Annotated in this window: 11 protein-coding genes, 1 tRNA gene and 3 pseudogenes; 6 read left to right on the plus strand and 9 right to left on the minus strand. The window is 55.4% G+C overall.

Going from position 1 to position 17,032, the window contains the following annotated elements; all coding sequences use genetic code 11:
* Positions 1–15: 15 nt before the first annotated feature.
* Positions 16–2,574 carry a hypothetical protein gene (locus tag BFG58_RS00045; RefSeq protein ID WP_069718939.1) on the minus strand — a complete coding sequence of 853 codons (2,559 nt, stop codon included), beginning with the start codon at positions 2,572–2,574 and terminating at the stop codon, positions 16–18.
* 2 nt (positions 2,575–2,576) lie between these two features.
* A complete protein-coding gene (locus BFG58_RS00050; protein ID WP_069718940.1) occupies positions 2,577–3,812 on the minus strand; it encodes a DNA cytosine methyltransferase in 1,236 nt (411 codons plus the stop codon).
* Between the two features lie 287 nt (positions 3,813–4,099).
* Here BFG58_RS00050 and BFG58_RS00055 point away from each other — a divergent pair, with 287 nt between their 5' ends.
* The 6 genes and pseudogenes from BFG58_RS00055 to BFG58_RS22885 form a co-directional block, all read left to right on the plus strand.
* Positions 4,100–5,110 carry a DUF4917 family protein gene (locus BFG58_RS00055; protein ID WP_069718941.1) on the plus strand — a complete coding sequence of 337 codons (1,011 nt, stop codon included), beginning with the start codon at positions 4,100–4,102 and terminating at the stop codon, positions 5,108–5,110.
* A 277-nt stretch (positions 5,111–5,387) separates the two neighbouring features.
* Positions 5,388–5,834, plus strand: a complete 447-nt coding sequence (locus BFG58_RS00060; RefSeq protein ID WP_069718942.1) for a hypothetical protein — start codon at positions 5,388–5,390, stop codon at positions 5,832–5,834.
* Between the two features lie 9 nt (positions 5,835–5,843).
* Positions 5,844–6,053 (plus strand): annotated as a pseudogene (locus tag BFG58_RS22875) (helix-turn-helix domain-containing protein); the annotation flags it as partial.
* A gap of 501 nt (positions 6,054–6,554) precedes the next feature.
* Positions 6,555–6,908 carry a type II toxin-antitoxin system RelE/ParE family toxin gene (locus BFG58_RS00065; protein WP_069718943.1) on the plus strand — a complete coding sequence of 118 codons (354 nt, stop codon included), beginning with the start codon at positions 6,555–6,557 and terminating at the stop codon, positions 6,906–6,908.
* A gap of 4 nt (positions 6,909–6,912) precedes the next feature.
* Entirely contained in the window at positions 6,913–7,215 is a 303-nt protein-coding gene (locus BFG58_RS00070) for a helix-turn-helix domain-containing protein (protein ID WP_000533827.1), read from the plus strand.
* 506 nt (positions 7,216–7,721) lie between these two features.
* A pseudogene (locus tag BFG58_RS22885) lies at positions 7,722–7,874 on the plus strand (phage integrase N-terminal domain-containing protein); the annotation flags it as partial.
* On the opposite strand, the pseudogene BFG58_RS00075 reads toward BFG58_RS22885, so the two are convergent.
* The 7 genes and pseudogenes from BFG58_RS00075 to BFG58_RS00105 all read right to left on the minus strand — a co-directional run.
* A pseudogene (locus BFG58_RS00075) lies at positions 7,872–8,528 on the minus strand (tyrosine-type recombinase/integrase); the annotation flags it as partial. The pseudogenes BFG58_RS22885 and BFG58_RS00075 overlap by 3 nt on opposite strands.
* Before the next feature lie 161 nt (positions 8,529–8,689).
* A tRNA-Asn gene (locus tag BFG58_RS00080) sits at positions 8,690–8,765 on the minus strand.
* Positions 8,766–8,929: 164 nt separating this feature from the next.
* Positions 8,930–11,119, minus strand: coding sequence for a TonB-dependent siderophore receptor (locus tag BFG58_RS00085; RefSeq protein WP_045908133.1), 2,190 nt, complete (start codon positions 11,117–11,119; stop codon positions 8,930–8,932).
* Positions 11,120–11,145: 26 nt separating this feature from the next.
* Positions 11,146–12,471, minus strand: coding sequence for a lysine N(6)-hydroxylase/L-ornithine N(5)-oxygenase family protein (locus tag BFG58_RS00090; protein WP_069718944.1), 1,326 nt, complete (start codon positions 12,469–12,471; stop codon positions 11,146–11,148).
* Positions 12,468–14,210, minus strand: a complete 1,743-nt coding sequence (iucC, locus tag BFG58_RS00095) for an IucA/IucC family siderophore biosynthesis protein (protein ID WP_083261438.1) — start codon at positions 14,208–14,210, stop codon at positions 12,468–12,470. The genes BFG58_RS00090 and iucC overlap by 4 nt, the downstream gene beginning before the upstream one ends.
* Complete coding sequence (locus BFG58_RS00100) at positions 14,207–15,154, minus strand: GNAT family N-acetyltransferase (RefSeq protein WP_069718945.1); 948 nt, start codon at positions 15,152–15,154, stop codon at positions 14,207–14,209. The genes iucC and BFG58_RS00100 overlap by 4 nt, the downstream gene beginning before the upstream one ends.
* The gene (locus BFG58_RS00105) at positions 15,154–16,896 is read right to left on the minus strand and encodes an IucA/IucC family siderophore biosynthesis protein (RefSeq protein ID WP_069718946.1); all 1,743 of its coding nucleotides are present in this window, start codon (positions 16,894–16,896) and stop codon (positions 15,154–15,156) included. The genes BFG58_RS00100 and BFG58_RS00105 overlap by 1 nt, the downstream gene beginning before the upstream one ends.
* Positions 16,897–17,032: the final 136 nt, after the last annotated feature.

Here is a 17,032-nt window from a genome sequence, read left to right on the forward strand (position 1 = left end):
TCCTTAATTTTCAACCTATAACGCCAGACGTCCGTTTTGCCACCGCAGGCGCGTTTTCCCGCCGGAATGGCGCGCTGCTGCAACTAAACGATTTGCATCATCGCCGTCATCCGGCGGGAATGGAGCGAAGCATCCGGGAAGCAGTCGATTCAGCCAACGGAAAGCGACGTCGTCGATAGGATAAGCATATCCGACTTCCGTCGGGCCGCCGTTTCTGAGCACGCTGCGTCGTAATCCCATCGACAGCGCGTCAGGCAAACCACAATCGTCGGCAAGGCAAATAAAGCGATGATTCCCGACGCGTCTGAATGTCGGGCGGCGCGCACTCACATTCGCGGCGATAATCGCGGCGGTTCGGGATAAGAAAAACGCCATTTTGCGCCGGGAAATAACCTTGTATACATCATGATCGCGCCCGCCCGGATGGACATGGCGCGTTAAAAGCGTCGAGGCGTTATCGGAGGCCGCATGCGGAGAGAAACACCCTGAACGCCAGTCCCACACTGCTGCTTGAAGGTGGAATTCGGCGGTACGACAGGTCGAGGTTAACGCGAGCGGCGTCATATCAGGCGTTGACGATGTATCAATAAGCGGCCATTCCATAACTCGGGACAACTCGACAGGATCATCGATCTCCGCGCCGCATACGGGAGGAGACCAGACGCTTACACCGCTGCGACGAAAGCATTTTCCGCCCAGCCCGGAGACCGCTTTTTGAAAATCATCCATAAGGCTGGCGCAGGTAGCGCCTTCCACGACGATTATGCTGTTATCCCCATTGCAGATACGAAGCAGCGAAGGTTTGACTAACGTCCATACCCGACCTTTCCAGCCTTGGCGTAAGCGTGGTTCTATCAGACCTGCGTCATGCAAACAGCGAATCAAATGCCACACATTGACGCTGTCTGCGGCGCGTTCCAGAAGCGCGACCAATTCGATTTCCTCCCATCCGCTGGCACCGCTTGCGTAAATCGCTTCAAGGAGATGTTCGAGACGTTCATCGTTATTTTCTGTCGTCAGGGGGAGTTCAATGTGGAATGCCGGCGTTGTCAGGGGAGACGTCTTCCAATCGGTAAGAGGTTCGAGGCGATATTTGGCGCTATCTTCCTGCGCAGGACGCGGAACGGCGCGCTCGAAAAAACGCGCCTGTTGTCGCCATGGCGGCGTTTTCTCGCCGATTTCCAGCTCAGGTTCGATAATAAACTCGCCGTTAAGAGGCATTGATGACGTCAAGCGTCCATCTTCCTCCCTGACGCTAACTTTCGCGCCGTTTCCCTGAGGCGAGTAAATTCTGTAATTTTGCGTGTCTGAATGTACGGTTGGTAGAAAAGCGGGTAGTCCCAGCCACCCGCCCGGTACTCGGATGCCGCCGGAAAGCTGTAAGCGAGATATCTGTTCATCCAGCGTAGTCGATGATGTTTTCAGCGCACGAAATATTTCCATCGCCGCATGACGACTCTGCGGACGCGACGTCAGAATCCAGTCGTTTTCTGTAACCGCATCGTCAAAATATTGGCTCGCGCGCGCAGCGTATTTACAGGATAACGCGATGTGAAATTTGAAAGAAAACGCATCGGGAGCGGCTATAGCTCTCCAGCATCCATGGCCGACTTGATGGAAAAAGAGCAGGCCGCTCTGCGTGGCGATGCCCAAATTATAGCTATTTCCCGCAGAAGCCGATAATAACGCGTCAGACAACGAAGGGGCGAAAACGCTTTCGTCATTCTCGCTTGCGGCGCTGAAGTAACATCGCGAACCGTCGAAATCGACGCGCATATCGATGAACGCCTTACGCGTCTCAACATCGGAGATCAACTCTATAGCTCGCTGTCGCAAACGCCAGAAAGGCATGTCGGCAAGCGCTCTACGTCCTGAAAACCAAGCGTCTTTAAACTCGCTAAACGCCTGCTTCAGCGCATGAGCGTGAGAGGCGTTCTCTTTCTGGATAGCGACCTGAAAATAGCTGATCAACAGCCGTGGACTGGAAATGGTTTGCGGATGACTCGTAAGAACACGGCGCATCAAGCGCACATCCGCTTTTCCGGGAAAAGCCAGACGCAGGGTATATCCGATATGGCTCCAGCTTGGGGGGATCTCCGGTAGGCACAGTCGGCGATAAGGTTCTCCTTTCTGAACTCGTCGTTCAAGCCAACCGGCCAGCGCTTCCCACATGGCGTTAACGCCCGCCAGATTCTGATAGCTATGTCCGGTCCGCAGCCAGTTCTGTAACTTCAGGCGAAAGTCATTATGTCCTTCTTGGGCATCGAATTGACTGCTGATAAGTAGCGTCATGACAAGATAAGTGAAATATCCGGGCGATTTGTCATTGGATCTTTCCATCATGCCGCTTTCAAGGCGCTGAGGCAGATCCGGTATGTTCGACATACAGGTCCGAAATGCTTCTTCTATTTCATCCGCACCGACGCCGCTTCCTGCGAATGCCGCCGAGAGCGTCGACGGCGTCACTTCAAACCAACGAATATCCTGTGCGTCGCCGTCGGCGCCGAAACGGAGAAAATAATCGACTAGCTTACTTTCCCAACCATCAGGTGTTACGGGCAGCGTCCAGTTCATGCTTATCTGTTCTCCGTCTGATGGCTGTCGTTTCGGACCGATGCCGCCAGAGGCTCTAGTATGCGCTCGGCCAGAAAACGGACGGAAGGAACGGCAAGTCCGTCGCCAATGATCTTAAACGCTGATTGATACGCGGTCGGAAGGATAAAATCTTCCGGCAGCCCCATCAATGCCGCCGCTTCTTTAACTGACAGCAGGCGCGTTTTCACCTCGCCTTTATCGGCGACAATAATACGAGCGCGGGATGCGCCGCCTTTCGGCGTTCTCAGACAACCGATAACAGGAGAAAACGTGATTTCTGCTCGTTGCCGGTTAACCCCTTTTTCTCTGCGCATGCGAAGATAAAGACTGCCTATTGTCGTTTCTCCTGATTCCCGTGCCTTCGCCAAACGTGTCAGATGCGCCGGAGCCATCATATCGATCAGTCTTTGGGTTTCATCGGCAGAGTGCCATAATGTGTTTTGATCTTCACAATCAATAAGGTCGGTAAGTTCCTTTATTCTCGAATCCGGCGCATCGCCGGGCGTCCACCAGATCCAGTCGCCGAGCGTCTCCGCTGGAAGCGCTTCGCAGGCGCGAAGAAGCGAAGAAGAATGCCATTGCGTTAGAGGTTCTTTTGAAAGTAAAGATGCAGGAACGGAGAACTGACGACTAATCGCAACAATAAACACGCGGGGTCTGGATTGAGGCAAAAAGAGCTTTGCATCGATGATCATTGCGCCATAGCGATAGCCCATTTTACTTAACTGGCGACATATCGCAGCGAAATGCCGTCCCTGATCCAATGTCAGCAGCCCGAGGACATTTTCAAGAATCAGTATCGGCGGCTTCCGATTTCCCTCTTCAAGTTTGTCTACTAGATCAAGAAAAGGCCATATCGCGCCGGAACGCGTGGTTTCATCCTCACTAGCGTCGATTTCGCCGATCCCAAGTCCATTACCAGCCAGAGACAAGTCCTGACAAGGAAATGAGGCCCAGACTAAATCTGCGGATCCTGTTAAATCGTCTGGTTTTATTTCACGTACATCGCGACCATCAAAATGTTCGGCTCCCCAATTTTCGATATAACTCGCCGTTTTTATCGGATCCATATCGTTGGCGAACAGACATCGCCACTGTTTTCCAAGACCGGCTCGGGCCATACCGCCGCCAGCGAAAAACTCATAGAAGCCGAATTCCGCCTCGCGCGTTTCTTCTGATCCTGATCCGTTCTTACTCGTAACGGCTTCTTTTTTCATTGCCTGACCATAAATTTATATTGATGAATCGAAGGGGGATGCTTAACTGCCGCAAAACGATGCTGTCGGAGAGATAGTCTATAAAATCATGAGGATAATAGCTACATGGACATTCGGCTTATTACCTGGACCTAAGTACCGGTGATGAGTTATCCCTTAACTGTTAATGGTATGTTTCTGATTCGAATAGCAAAATAGATCGTCTGATTTTATTAGCGATGTTGTGTCGTTGACATAACATATTTATATTTAAAGAAATAATTTATTTATAGACAGGAAAACCGAGTATGGAGTTTGTTATTCGTCCCTGGTCTGAGCTTGAGCAAAGCTATGATGGAACGATCTTATTAGGCAACGGCGCGAGTATTGCCGTAAGCTCTAGTTTTGCGTATAGATCTCTACTTGAACGCGTCAGACAGCGAGAGAGTCTGGCGGAAGACGCGCGCAGGCTGTTTGATTTTTTTGAAACCGAAGATTTTGAGCTTATCCTCCGCATTGTCTGGCAAGCTTCTAACGTCAATAAATCTTTACGAATTGAGGATGCACGTACTCACGAAGCCTACCTCAGTATTCGTGAATGCCTTATTCATGCCGTTCGCGATGTACACCCCGAACACCATGAAATTAGCGGGCAACTGCCCTGTATTTATGATTTTTTGAAAAGATTCGATACGGTTATTTCGCTCAACTATGACCTTATTGTTTACTGGACGATGACCTACGGCTTGGATAAAAACGATCATCACCGGTTTAAGGACTGTTTTCTTGCCAGAGGAGTTTTTGCAGAAGACTGGCAGCGGTTAAGAGCGCCATACGGCGATGAACAATCCAATACGCTTGTTTTTTATCCGCATGGCAGTCTCGTATTATGTCGAAACCGTATTGAACATGAACATAAAATTCATATCCGGAGAGCGGGGCTGCTTGAATCCATTCTGGAACGATGGCAGAGCGAGGAAGTTATTCCTCTGTTCGTAAGTGAAGGAACGCATAAGCAAAAAGTAAACTCTATTCAAAATAGTTTCTATCTTTCAACGGTTTATAGGGAGGTTCTCGTCGAGCCGCGAGAAAGTCTGGTGATTTTGGGCTGGGGAATGGGAGAGCATGATATACATCTGTTAAAACGCATGGCAGGAACAGGAATACAGCGAGTTGCGGTATCTGTTTTTAGAAGAGATCATGCTTATTGCAACAGGGCAAGCCAATTAATCAAAGAGAATCTGGGGCAGGATGTGCGCATAGAGTTTTTCGACAGCGAAAGTCCCGGTTGTTGGAATAAACCTCTAGAAAATCAATAATATTTCTTCGCTATTCTTGCCTCCTGCATTTGGTTGTAATCCCCTATGTAACGAGGACTCAAAACCTCTTTCACGCGGCCAGAACCTACCCCGTCAGTGTTGGCTTTTTTAAACCCTCCGTCCGAAAGGACGGAGGGAGTATGCTGCCCAATCAAAATCGGGAGGGCGACTAATACAACACCCTTCGGGGAAATAAGTCCGCGGTTTCGTGAAGCCGTTTTGAGCCTCCCGGCACCACTTTATGTGGCCATCTCAAAAAAATTTCACGGAGGCATTTATGCCAGATTTCACTCCATCTTTCATTAAGTCACCCGGAGAGTTACTTTCCGTTCCCTTCTGCGCCGCCACGGATTTCACCGTACTTGCCGATTACTGTGAAACCTTTGCCGAAACCCTGATTGAAAGCAACGATCCCATATTCAAAATGGCGCTCTGCGGCAGACTTAATGCTTGTCTGTCGCTGCTTCAGCCCACGCTGTTAGAACTTGTCCCGTCCCATCTTATTGAAAGCCTGACCGTTGATACCCTCCCTGTAAACTCCTCTCGTAGCTATTGCCTTGCCCTGACGCAGACGCTGGCGGAGCAAGGATTTTCTTCTGAAAAGGAGAAACAGCTTAGTTATCTGCTGTATGATCTGATCAACTACTTCGCTGCGGAAATGAAAGCCCCGCGCTGGCTCCGCACTGCCGACGGCGTGAAGTTTATCGACGAGGTGGCCGCATGATGCTACAGGGACTGGCATTCTGCCGACATTATCGCCGGGCTGAAAAAACGTGGGACTTCGCTGTCAGCACTTTCGCGTCAGGCAGGACTGGCGTCTTCCACGCTGGCAAATGCGCTTACCCGCCGCTGGCCCAAAGGTGAAAGGTTAATTGCCGAAGCGTTAGGCATCGCGCCTGAGCAAATCTGGCCTTCACGCTACCGTAAATCAGAATATCGATAAGGCATACAGCTCCTCCCGATCTTCTGCCTGCCTTTGCAGGTGGGAGATCGAGAAAATGCCAGTGACGCACGACAGCTCAGCATTTTATCAAATCAGCGGGAAATGTTTTTCAGGCAAAAACAGTTTCCTCTTCCTGCGCCAGTGGCATTCGTATAATTTCCCCCACGCAACGAACGGCCCTCCGGGCTGCCCTTACGCTTCATGACCTGCAAGAAGCGGCCTGATTTCAGGCTGGTCGTTCCGTTACCGACAATACCTTTGAAAATGTCGGACTGCGTTGCAGCTAAGGTCACTCTTCATACTGTGTCAATATCTGAACTGGTTTTTCGGTACAGGTCGTAAAACGGTGAATGTCTTGCATGTTAATCACTGAAATACCCGAATGCGTCTTCATCTTTGCAGTAATGACGCATGAATCCCTCATCTCATCTCATCACTTCATAATCCACTTTATAGCTTTACATCGATATAGTATTTAACCTATATTAACTGGTAGGTCCCGTGTGGACAATTAAAACAACGGATACGTTTGATAACTGGTTTACCTCGCTCAATGATATCGATCGGGCCAGCGTGCTGGCAGCGCTGTTGGTCCTGCGGGAAAAGGGGCCGAGGTTGTCCAGACCTTATGCCGATACGATCAGAGGCTCCCGCTACAGCAACATGAAAGAGTTGCGTGTTCAGAGCCGGGGCGATCCGATACGGGCGTTTTTCGCTTTTGACCCGGCCCGTGCTGGTATTGTGCTTTGTGCCGGAAATAAGGTCGGCAATGAAAAACGTTTTTACGATGAGATGCTCCCGGTCGCAGACCGGGAATTCACGAACTGGCTGAACACATTAAAAGAGAAGGAGTAACGCGATGGGCAGAACGCTGGAACAGCTTATTGCGGATGAAAAACCGGAAGTCGTGGCCGAAGCTCAGGCGATGGCGACGGACATCCTGCTCAACATTCACCTTGCCGAACTGCGTGAGAAAGTACAGAAAACGCAGGTGGAAATGGCACAAGCGCTGGGCATCAGGCAACCTACTGTTGCAGGAATGGAAAAACCAGGGCGCGACCTGAAGCTTTCAACTCTCAAACGCTACGTTGAAGCGACTGGCGGCAAGCTACGTCTTGATGTTGAACTGCCGGATGGTTCTCACTACGGATTTGTACTGTAAACACTGGCGCTCCCTGAACCGGAGCGTCAACCCCTTCATGACGGGCTGCGGCCTGCATTTGCCGTAAGGCATTTGCTGCCGCGTGACCGTAAAACTGCACCAGACGATAAATTTTCCAACACTGCACCAGTCCAGTGCGTCACTTTAACCGCGCAGAGCGGGAAAGTGACGCACGCAGCCTTTTTGACCTGAACCAGAAAACTCAACTGCGCCAGCCCACGGCTGGATCCTGACACCGCCTTTTCAGGCCATTTGACCAATAAGGAGAACATGAACCGATACCTGAGGGGGATTAGGACGATCCGGGGGATGACCCGCTAAGGCGGGCGGCTGCTCAGAGTGCACAACCGAAGCCCCACCACACCTCAACGGCTGCCGCCCCGGCGCTCAGGTATCGTTCGCAGCCCCGACAAAAAAACAGGGGCTATCGGCCTACGCGCCGGGGAAAGCTGTATCAGTGTTGGGTTTTTGGGATGAGTTTGCAGCAATCATGAAAAGGGGAAAATATGGGGATTCTGGAGCAGGAAATGAAGCGTCTTGCACAGCAGGCTGGCGGCAGCCATAAAACCGTTCACGACCGCATTAAGCTGGCGCAGCGGTTATGTGAACGTCTGGTGCTGGCGCAGAATGTGCAGATCCGCCGGGTGGAGCAGCTGAAAGTCGCCAATGCGCTCAAACAATTCAGGTAACCGCTCCAGCGGCAGGGCGGGATAGTGATTTTTAACCGGCGGCGCGGTGACGCCTTCCAGATGCTGCGCCGGGTTGCTTTCGGTCAGTCCCTGCTGCACGGCGTAGCGCATGATATTGCAGAGTTGCTGCCGGGTTCGGGACGCGACTTCCAGAAAGCCTTTATCCTCGATAACTCTCAGCAGTGCCGTGAAATGCTGCGTTTTCAGCATCGTGACGGGCAGATGACCGATTGCCGGAAAGATATGATTTTTCATACTGGCAAGAATGCGCTCTGCATAGTCAGCCGACCATTTCTTGTTGGTTTTGTGCCATGCCACCGCAACGGCCTCAAAGCATTTTTCCGGTGACGCGGCGGCTTTTTCAGTCATGCGTTGTTGTGCTGGATTGATATTTTGTGCCAGCAGTTTACGGATACCGTCGCGCTGCTGGCGGGCGTCGGAAAGCGAGACCTGCGGATAGGCACCTAAGGCAATTCGGGATTCTTTTCGGTTGAAGCGATATTTGAGATACCAGAGGCGTGAACCGCCCGGATTGACAAGCAAATACAGACCCTGAGAATCGGTCAGTTTAAAGGGTTTATCAGAAGGCTTGATACTGCGGATTTTTGCGTCGTACAGGGACATATGGTGGTCACTCCATTATCGAACTGAAATGACCCCAAATCAGACCACCAATCTCGCCGGATGCGTAGGGAAAACCAGATACACATCGGGAAAGATTTTCACGCTAACTTATTGAAACCTAACTGAATAGGGACTTATAAGCATGCCTGAAAACAGGAATTTGGCTCCTCTGACTGGACTCGAACCAGTGACATACGGATTAACAGTCCGCCGTTCTACCGACTGAACTACAGAGGAATCGTGTGAACGAGGCGCATAGTAGCGACCTCACTACGCCTTGTCAAAGGGTGAAAACGCACTTTTCGTTCGTTTGCCGACAATTTCAGCAAATCGCTGATTTTATAGTAAATTTGCTTCGAAATTACACAACAAAATGCGCCGCCCGCAGGCGGCGCGCAGGATTAGAACAGAACGGAGTAGTTCAGACCAAACGTCCGTCCGCGGCCTTTGTAGGTATACAGACCCGGTGCACCGTAGGTTGGGCTATACAGCCCCGGCGCGCGCTGGCCCCAGGCGGTGGTATAGTCTTTGTCCAGCAGGTTTTCCACGCTGAAGCTGACTTTACCCACCGGCAGGGCGTAGCTGCCCAGGAAGTCGACCGTGTTGTAGCCATCGATCTTCTTGCCGTCGGCGTCGGAGACGTCAAAGGTCTGCGTGCTCTGCACGCGCAGGGTCCAGTCGCCCGGCGCCCAGTTGACCCACGCGCTGGCTTTTGACGGGCTGGCGCTGTCGACCGTCAGCTTCTCCCATTTCCCGTTTTCGCGGGTTTCAGACTTAATGGCGTTAAAGTTCGCACCCGTGCTCCAGTCGCTGTTGGTGAAGAAATAGTCCACCTGACCTTCCACCCCGTAGATACGACGCTTGTCGTCTTCCAGGTTGATGGTCATATCCGTCTTGTTGATGGTAATGGTTTTATCCGAGAGCGAGTAATACGCCGCAACCTGCGTGCGCAGGTTATCCCCGGTGTAGCGCCAGCCCAGCTCATAAGCGTTGACCTTGATACCGTCTAGCTTCGAGTCGTTCACGTTGACGCTGTTCAGCAGGCGATAGTGACCGTTGCTGAGCTGATAGGTCCCGGAGCCGTAGTACTTCGCCAGGTCCGGAATTTCGAAGCCCTGGGAGAAGTTAAACCACACCTGCTGCTGTTCGGTCAGGCGACCAAGGATCCCGGCGTTAAACAGGAAGTTGTTGTAATCGGTTTTCCCACCCGGCACCGCGTCGGCGGAGGTGGCTTTCCCGGTAGCGATGGCCTGTTGCTGGGTGTAACCGACAAAATCGTCTACCTTGTTCTCGGTGTACTGGTAGCGCACGCCGCCACTCAGGGTGATGGCGTCAATGTCGTAGCTGGCCTGCAGGAACGGGGCGAGGTTGGTGATGCTGTAGCCCGGGTAGCGGCCCACGTTGTAGGCGTTATCCAGCTCCATGCCGCCGCTCGCCGCGGCTTTGCTCAGGTTAAAGAACTGCTGGTTGGCGTCGAAGGTTTCGTGGTCGGCATCCATACCCCAGGTCAGCGTCAAATCGTCCACCGGCTTGCTGTTCAGCGTCAGCTTGCCGCCGTAGAAATCGGTTTTCTGCTGCGACGCGCCGATGCTGCTGACCACGCCTTTGGTCAGGGTCGGGAACGGATAGTAGGTCAGGCTCTCGTCGCGATAGTAAATCTGCGCGACCAGATCCTGGCCCCAGAAATCAGTATTGGAGTACTGCAGGTTGATCAGATGGCGCTCGGTACCCGGCACGCGGTCAGAATCGAGGTTACCTTTGTTGTACGCGGTCGCATCCCCCGTGACCGCCGAGAAGTTCTTCCCGAGATACAGACCATGCTTGCCGTCGGACTCGCTCTTGTAGTACTGAGTGGTCAGCTGTAGCTGCTGGTGATCGTCAATATTGAGGGTGCCTGTGCCCATCACATCGATACGGTCGGAATACTGTAAGCCGGTCTGGGTGTTATCAATGATCACCTCGTCGCCGTTGCCGTCATACCAGCCGCCGTAGCGCTGATACGACACCGACAGACGACCGGAAGCGTTATCGTTGCCGCCGCTGACCGCTGCCGATACGTTCTCATCATGGTCGTTGTGGCTGTTGAACCCGCTTTTAGCACCCGTCTGGAACTCGACTTCGGTCTCAGGCTGGCCCTTTTTGGTGACGATATTCACCAGACCACCGGTGCTGCCGCCGCCGTAGAGTGACGTGGCGCCGGAGATGACTTCGATACGGTCAATGTTGAACGGATCGATAGAGTCGAGCTGGCGGCTGTCGCTGCGGGACGAGTTCAGGCGCACGCCGTCCACCATCACCATCATGGAGCGGCCGCGCAGGTTCATGCCGTAGTTGGTACGTCCCTGGCTGCTGACGTCCATACCCGGGATCAGCTGTGCCAGCACTTCTTTAATCTCTTTCCCGCCCTGAACCTGCTGCTCAATTTCAGCCCGCTCAATGACCCAGGTGGTCTGTGCCATCTCCGCCACGCTGCGGTGCGCACGGCTGGCGGAGACAACAATATTTTCTTCCTTTTGTTCTTCCGCCCACGCAGAGGTAGAAAGCATTGCAAGCAAACAAGGATTTAAAACCCAAAGATGAGAACGTTTCATTGTTATGTTGACCCTGATTGTGTGTGTCAGTACTCGGTGGTTTTTGCTAATGATTTAACAACCTGACTGTTCTCCGGGCTGGTGGCGCTTCGCCAGTGGATAACGCCAGGCGTGGTAGCCAGCTCAAACGGCTCGTCAGCGTGCGCGCGATTCAGAATGCGCGCCGCGCGCCAGGCCATCAGGCTGAGCTGGGGTTCGGCAATGCCGAGACGGTGCATCCCGGCATTCACGGCGAACAGGCGGTTGCTCTGCGGACCGTCCCATTCGAGGGTGAAATCGTTGTTGATGCAGAAGGCTTCGTCCGTATCCAGATGCAGGCGGTGAGACAGCGGCGCCAGGAACGCAGGCTGCACGGCGCGATAGCCGGTGGCAAAGATCGTCACGTCGCTCTCCAGCTGCTCTCGGCCGCCGTCAAGGTGATGCTGTATGCTCAGGCGCTGGCCGTTTTCCAGGCGCGTCAGGGCCGTCACCGAGCGGGACGGCATCAGGTGCGCCCAGGGTTTTTCACGCAGCACTTCGAAGCGATGGTACATGGCGCGGTAAATCGCCAGCAGTGACTCGGTGGTGATGCCGTCGGAGGTCATCTTCTGCTCGTGTAGCATCTGCCGACGTGCCTCTTCACCGAGCGTGGAGAAGCTGTCCACGTACTCCGGCGTGAAATACTCGTTAGCAAAGGCGGCTTCATCCAGCGCGTTGTAGTTGTTGCGGCGCGAGACCCAGTTCAGGCTCAGCGGCTGGCCCCATTCGCCACGGAAAATATTCAGGAACAGGTCGGCACCGCTCTGGCCGCCGCCGACGATGGTAACGCGCTTGCCCGCGAGATCCGGCGTGCGCAGCATCATCTCGCTGGCATGGAAGCAGCTATCGTCCTGCGTCGTGACGCAGTCCGGCAGGTTGATCTGCTTACCGATCCCAACGCAGACGTGGCGCGCCAGGAAGCGATCGCGTTGGGTCACTACCTCAAACAGGCCGCTTTTCTCATCAAAGTTCACCTGCTGTACCTGCTGGCTGAAGGCGAGGTTGGTGAGGTTGTCCGCCGCCCAGCACAGGTAATCGGCAAACTCTTCCCGCGAAACGGTGCGCTGTTCGGTGGTCAGGAAGCGGTAGAACTTTTTACGCTGCACCAGGTAGTTCAGGAAGCTGTGGCGGTTGGTCGGCTCCACGGCGCTGACCAGATCCTTCAGAAAGCTGGTCTGCATGTGGCAGTCCGGCACCATCATCCCCGGGTGCCAGGAAAAGTGCGGTTTGCGCTCAAGAAACAGCGAGCTAAAGCCGTCCAGCCCTTCCGCCAGCGCGGCGATGCTGAGGTTAAACGGGCCGATACCAATGCCGATGAAATCATAGGTTTTCATTGCGCTGACTCCCGGGAGGCCAGAAAAAGAGGGTTATCAAGGTCGGTGACGTAGTTCGGCAGCATGCGGCTGCCGCCGTCGTGTTCGGAGAAGGTCAGTTTGACCGGGTTGAGGATCACGCGAATAATCTGCGGCTTAAACAGGTCGAACTTCGCGAAGCGATCGGCAAGCTCGGGGTGAGCGGCCATATAGCGGTGCAAAACTCCGGCGAGGATCTGATAGAAACGCGTTTCGCTGACGCCGCTTTGCAGCGTGAGGCGTGAGATAAAACGCAGCACCGTCACAAAGTTGCCGGTTTGCAGATCGTGAATGATGTAATCCGCGCTCAGCCGCGCCGTGACGGCCTTCACCTGATCAGGCAGGCTCTGGGCCTGCGGGAAATCTTCATCCACCAGGCGCATATCGCCCTGGAAATCCTTCAGCAGGATGCGCTGCGGGACATAATCCTTCATCACCAGCGTCACGTTCTGGCCGTGGGCGATCAGCGCCACGCCGTAGCGGCAGAGCAGGTGATAGAACGGGATCACCGATGCCTCAAACAGTTTTTCCAGCCATGCGTCGGCGCTTAACCCGGAGCGACTGATCCACGCGTCGATCAGCGCACACCCGGCGTTGTCGGTTTCCATTAGCGCCGCCAGCAGCACCGCCTGTTCGCCGTCCTGCAGATAGCAGGACGGGTTTTCCCGCCAGATCACGCCCAGCATCTCCTGATAGCGATAGGGCGCTTTCGGCAATGCGGCATAACCCGGATGCGAGAGATACCCGGCAGCGGGCTCACCCAGCACCTGCGCGCCAGAGCGGGCAAACGTGGCGTCGCTGGCGAACTGCTGCTGCAGCCAGCGCGAGGCCAGCGGCCCGGCGGCAATGTATTTGCCCGGAATACCGCGATAGCAGGAGGTGTTGTAGATTGTCAGCGGGAGCTTGATGTCAAACGGCGCGCGACGGCTGGCGTTGGTAAGCGTGCGCAGGGACTGCTGCGCCAGGTACTCATCGCCAAACTCGCCCACCTCAACCATCTCACCGCGTGCCAGCTGCGCCAGGAAATGAATGGCGATCTTCTGCTGCCACTGCCACGGATGCAGCGGCACGGGCAGCCAGCTCTCGTCGAGACCCAGCGCCTGCCAGCGGGCGTCAAAGCGGGCGCGCTCGGCGTTGTCCATGGCGCTGGCCAGCAGGGCGCTGATATCGTAATCGACGTCGCTGCTCCAGACCAGATGCTCCCGCTGAACGGCAACCCAGTGCAGACGAAAACGTCCGCGATACTCAGGCGCGTACTGACGCAGCGCGTCCAGACCCCAGCCGCGGCGGCCTTTGTTGAAAATAAACTTCGGGTGACCGCGCATCAGGCACTGTAATTCGTCCGGGTCGAGGTGGATCAGCGCGTCCGCGTCCAGCGCTTCACGCGCCTGCAGCAGCTGTATGTCGCCGCGCAGCGTGGCGTAGAGATCTTCCATGTGCTCCGCCGTCTGCGCGTCGCTCATCTCCAGCACCTTCGCCAGCTGCAGCAGCGCGCGCTCCGCCTCCACGGCGGCACCGCTGGCGGTGGTCAGGCTGTCCGGGTCGATATGCAACCAGCCCCAGATCCCGCGCGTGGCGCTAAACTGCCAGGACTCGTTGCCCATGGTGATGCGCCAGGCGTCAGACGCAAGCGGCTCGGCGCGCAGGGTGCGTTCATACTCCAGCTCGGCGAGGATCTTCGCCACCATCTCGCGGTTCACTTTTTCCCAGAGCGCGTTCACAGGCCCACCTCGCTGAAGAAGCGGTGACGCTGGCTCATAATGAGGCGCGAGCGTTTATGCGGGAAGTCGAACTCTTTCACCGTGTCGAAACCGGCAGAGTCCAGATGGCGGAACAGGCGCTGGTTATCGAAGCGCGGCTCGGCGACAATCCGCGTGGTGCGCGGTTCATCAAGATACAGATAGTGGCTCAGACCGCGCAGCCAGCTGCGGATATACTGCGCACCGCGCCAGTTTTCTTCGCCCACCAGCATGTGCAGTCCGCGGTCAAACGGCTGCCAGCGGTAGTGGCGGCCAATGCGGTCTTCCGCCGCCCAGTAGAGTTCAAAATAGCCGAACGGCTGGTCGTCGAAGCAGCCGATAACCGGGTAGCAGTAGGTCGAGTCGAGCTGACGGCGCAGGTAGTTTTCCTGCTCGGCCTGCGGGCCCGCCATCTCCCAGAAGGCGTTCACGCGCGGGTTGTTCATCCAGCGGGTAAAACGTTCGCCGTCCAGCGCCACGTCGGCCACGCGGAAGCTGAGGGTGCGTTTAATTTGCGGATCGTAACGGCGATACACTTCGCCCCGCGGGCGGTGAGGGCGCAGCGGGAAGTACAGCTGACGGCTCTCGTCAAACTGCATTCCGCCGCTCGCCTGATGCCGTTCGCCTTTCAGCCACAGCGGCAACTGCCAGAAGGCATTGCGCGCCAGATAATCACCGTGGGCCAGGCCAAACAGCGCCTGCGCCTGGGGTTCATCCTGCCAGTCCGCCCACGGCAACGTAATGCCGGTCAGCGCGGGGGCGGCCACAAACAGCTGATCCAGGGCTTCCACCAGCCAGCCGTCCGGGATCCCCTTCAGACGCTCCAGCACCGCGCTGCCGTCGAGACCCAACGCCAGCGGCAGGGTGCGATCCGTTGCGGTGCAGTGAAAACCGTAGCCGGAATGGACGATATTCGCGATAGCCATCACGCCTTCTCCTTGTAAAACGGGTTGCTAAAGTCGAAATAGATCACCGCCGGATCGGCGATGGTGTTTTCATTGCGATCGTGCAAGTAGCAGAAGAAGTTGCCTTTGCAGTTCCAGGTCGGGCTGTCGAGCACGTAGTCGAGGCAGCGGGTCTGCTTCGCCGTGCTGCGTAGTTCCGCCAGCGCGTCGCGCACCCGGGACATCAGGCTCTCCTCGCTGTCAAAACCGGCGGCAGCAAGGGCGGCGGTAACGGCAAGGGTAGAGTTCAGCAGCAGGTAGTAGGGGAAGTAGCGCAGCAGCTGGCTCTCGCCAAAGCGGTTTTCCACCTCAGTTTCGCCAGCTTCTTTCAGCCACGCGTCGGCGCTTTCGGTCCACGCGCTGCCCTGGCAGTCGCGATAGATCAGCCCGACCGGGAAATCCTGCTGCATCTCAACGAGGATATTTTGCTGGTGCGCCAGCAGGACCAGACCGTAGTCCGCCTCGGCGCTGAACAGCGGAAGCAATACGCGGTCGCAGTAGGCGTCCAGCCAGCAGCGGGCGGCCTGAGCGAGCGGTAAATCAAGACGCTGGCTCAGACGGCGCACCGCCGCAGCGAGCAGGCTGTCACCGCCGTCCGGCGCGGCCTGCGTCAGGCTCACCAGCACGTTGGTCTGGGTGTCTGGCGTATCGAACAGCAGATTAACGCGTAGGGCCATCAGGCTCTCTTCCTGAACGACGCCGCTGTCATCGCGTAGTCCCGCCCAGCCGTCTTCCTGCATCACGCGCATGGTCGGGTAGCGCGCCTGTAATTCCTGCCAGCGTTCCGTTTTTGCCAGACGCGCCAGGCGCATGCCGCGCTTCACCTCTTTCACCGACAGCGTGCGCACGGAGTTCGTCAGGCGCACGCTGAGGGAGAACTTAATCATGTCGCTGTTGGTCTCGCTGTACAGCGAGCGGGAGGAGCTGGTGGGCAGCCACTGTGCACCCGCTTCACCCAGATCCTGCAGTGAACCGTTTTCCGCCAGACGCTGGCACCAGTCTTGCTCCAGCAGATAGTCGGCCTGCCACGGGTGCATCGGCAGCAGCCAACGGGTGTCGGTGAAGTGGCCGAGCAGCTCGGGCGCGCTCTGGGCCGCAAAGCGCAGCAGACGTTCACGCAGGGAAACGTTCAGGCTGTCGCCGGCAACGAGCGTGCTCTCAACGGCAAACCAGCGCAGCGGGAAGCGGGAGGCGAAATCAGGCAGGTAGCGACGCGCCTCGGTTTCGTTGAACGGCTCGTGCGACTTCGGTGCCGGATGAAACGCATGGCCGACCAGCAGCGCCTGTTCCGCGTCGGCAAACGTCAGCGGCTTATCGCGCAGGGTTGCCCAGCGGTGGCGTAAATCAATCGCCTGCCAGGAATGGACATGGCTTTCGAGAACGCGCTGCTTAAAACGCGCCAGCGTATCGGCATCCAGCGAGCCTTTTACGGACGGTTTTTCAAGAATTAAATCAACCAGTTGAGGGAATGTGACGGCGTCACTGCGGTCGCTGTTGCTCTGAATAAGCGTTGCCGGGAAACGGTACTGATGATGCTGGGTGGGAGAGAAATAGCGTACCGGCACCCGAAGCGCCTGGGTTTGGGAAAGCGGGATATGGATCTCAGATAGCGCATCCGCATCGGTAGCGGAGTGATAGCGCCAGTCCTTCGTTTCGCGCAACAGGGCGTTTAAAAAACACTGGGCTGCAACGTCTGTACCGGCGGCGCGGAGCAGAGCACGCATAGATGTACCTCATTCCATGATTGATAATAATTCTCGTTATGATATTCATTCTGTTTACAGTCGCAACCATTTTTGCAATATTTGTTTTCATAAACTTCATAATTTCCACACATTTATTGACACTATGTTCACATTC

It is taken from the genome of Enterobacter sp. ku-bf2 (assembly GCF_001742765.1).
Taxonomy (GTDB): domain Bacteria; phylum Pseudomonadota; class Gammaproteobacteria; order Enterobacterales; family Enterobacteriaceae; genus Enterobacter; species Enterobacter quasiroggenkampii.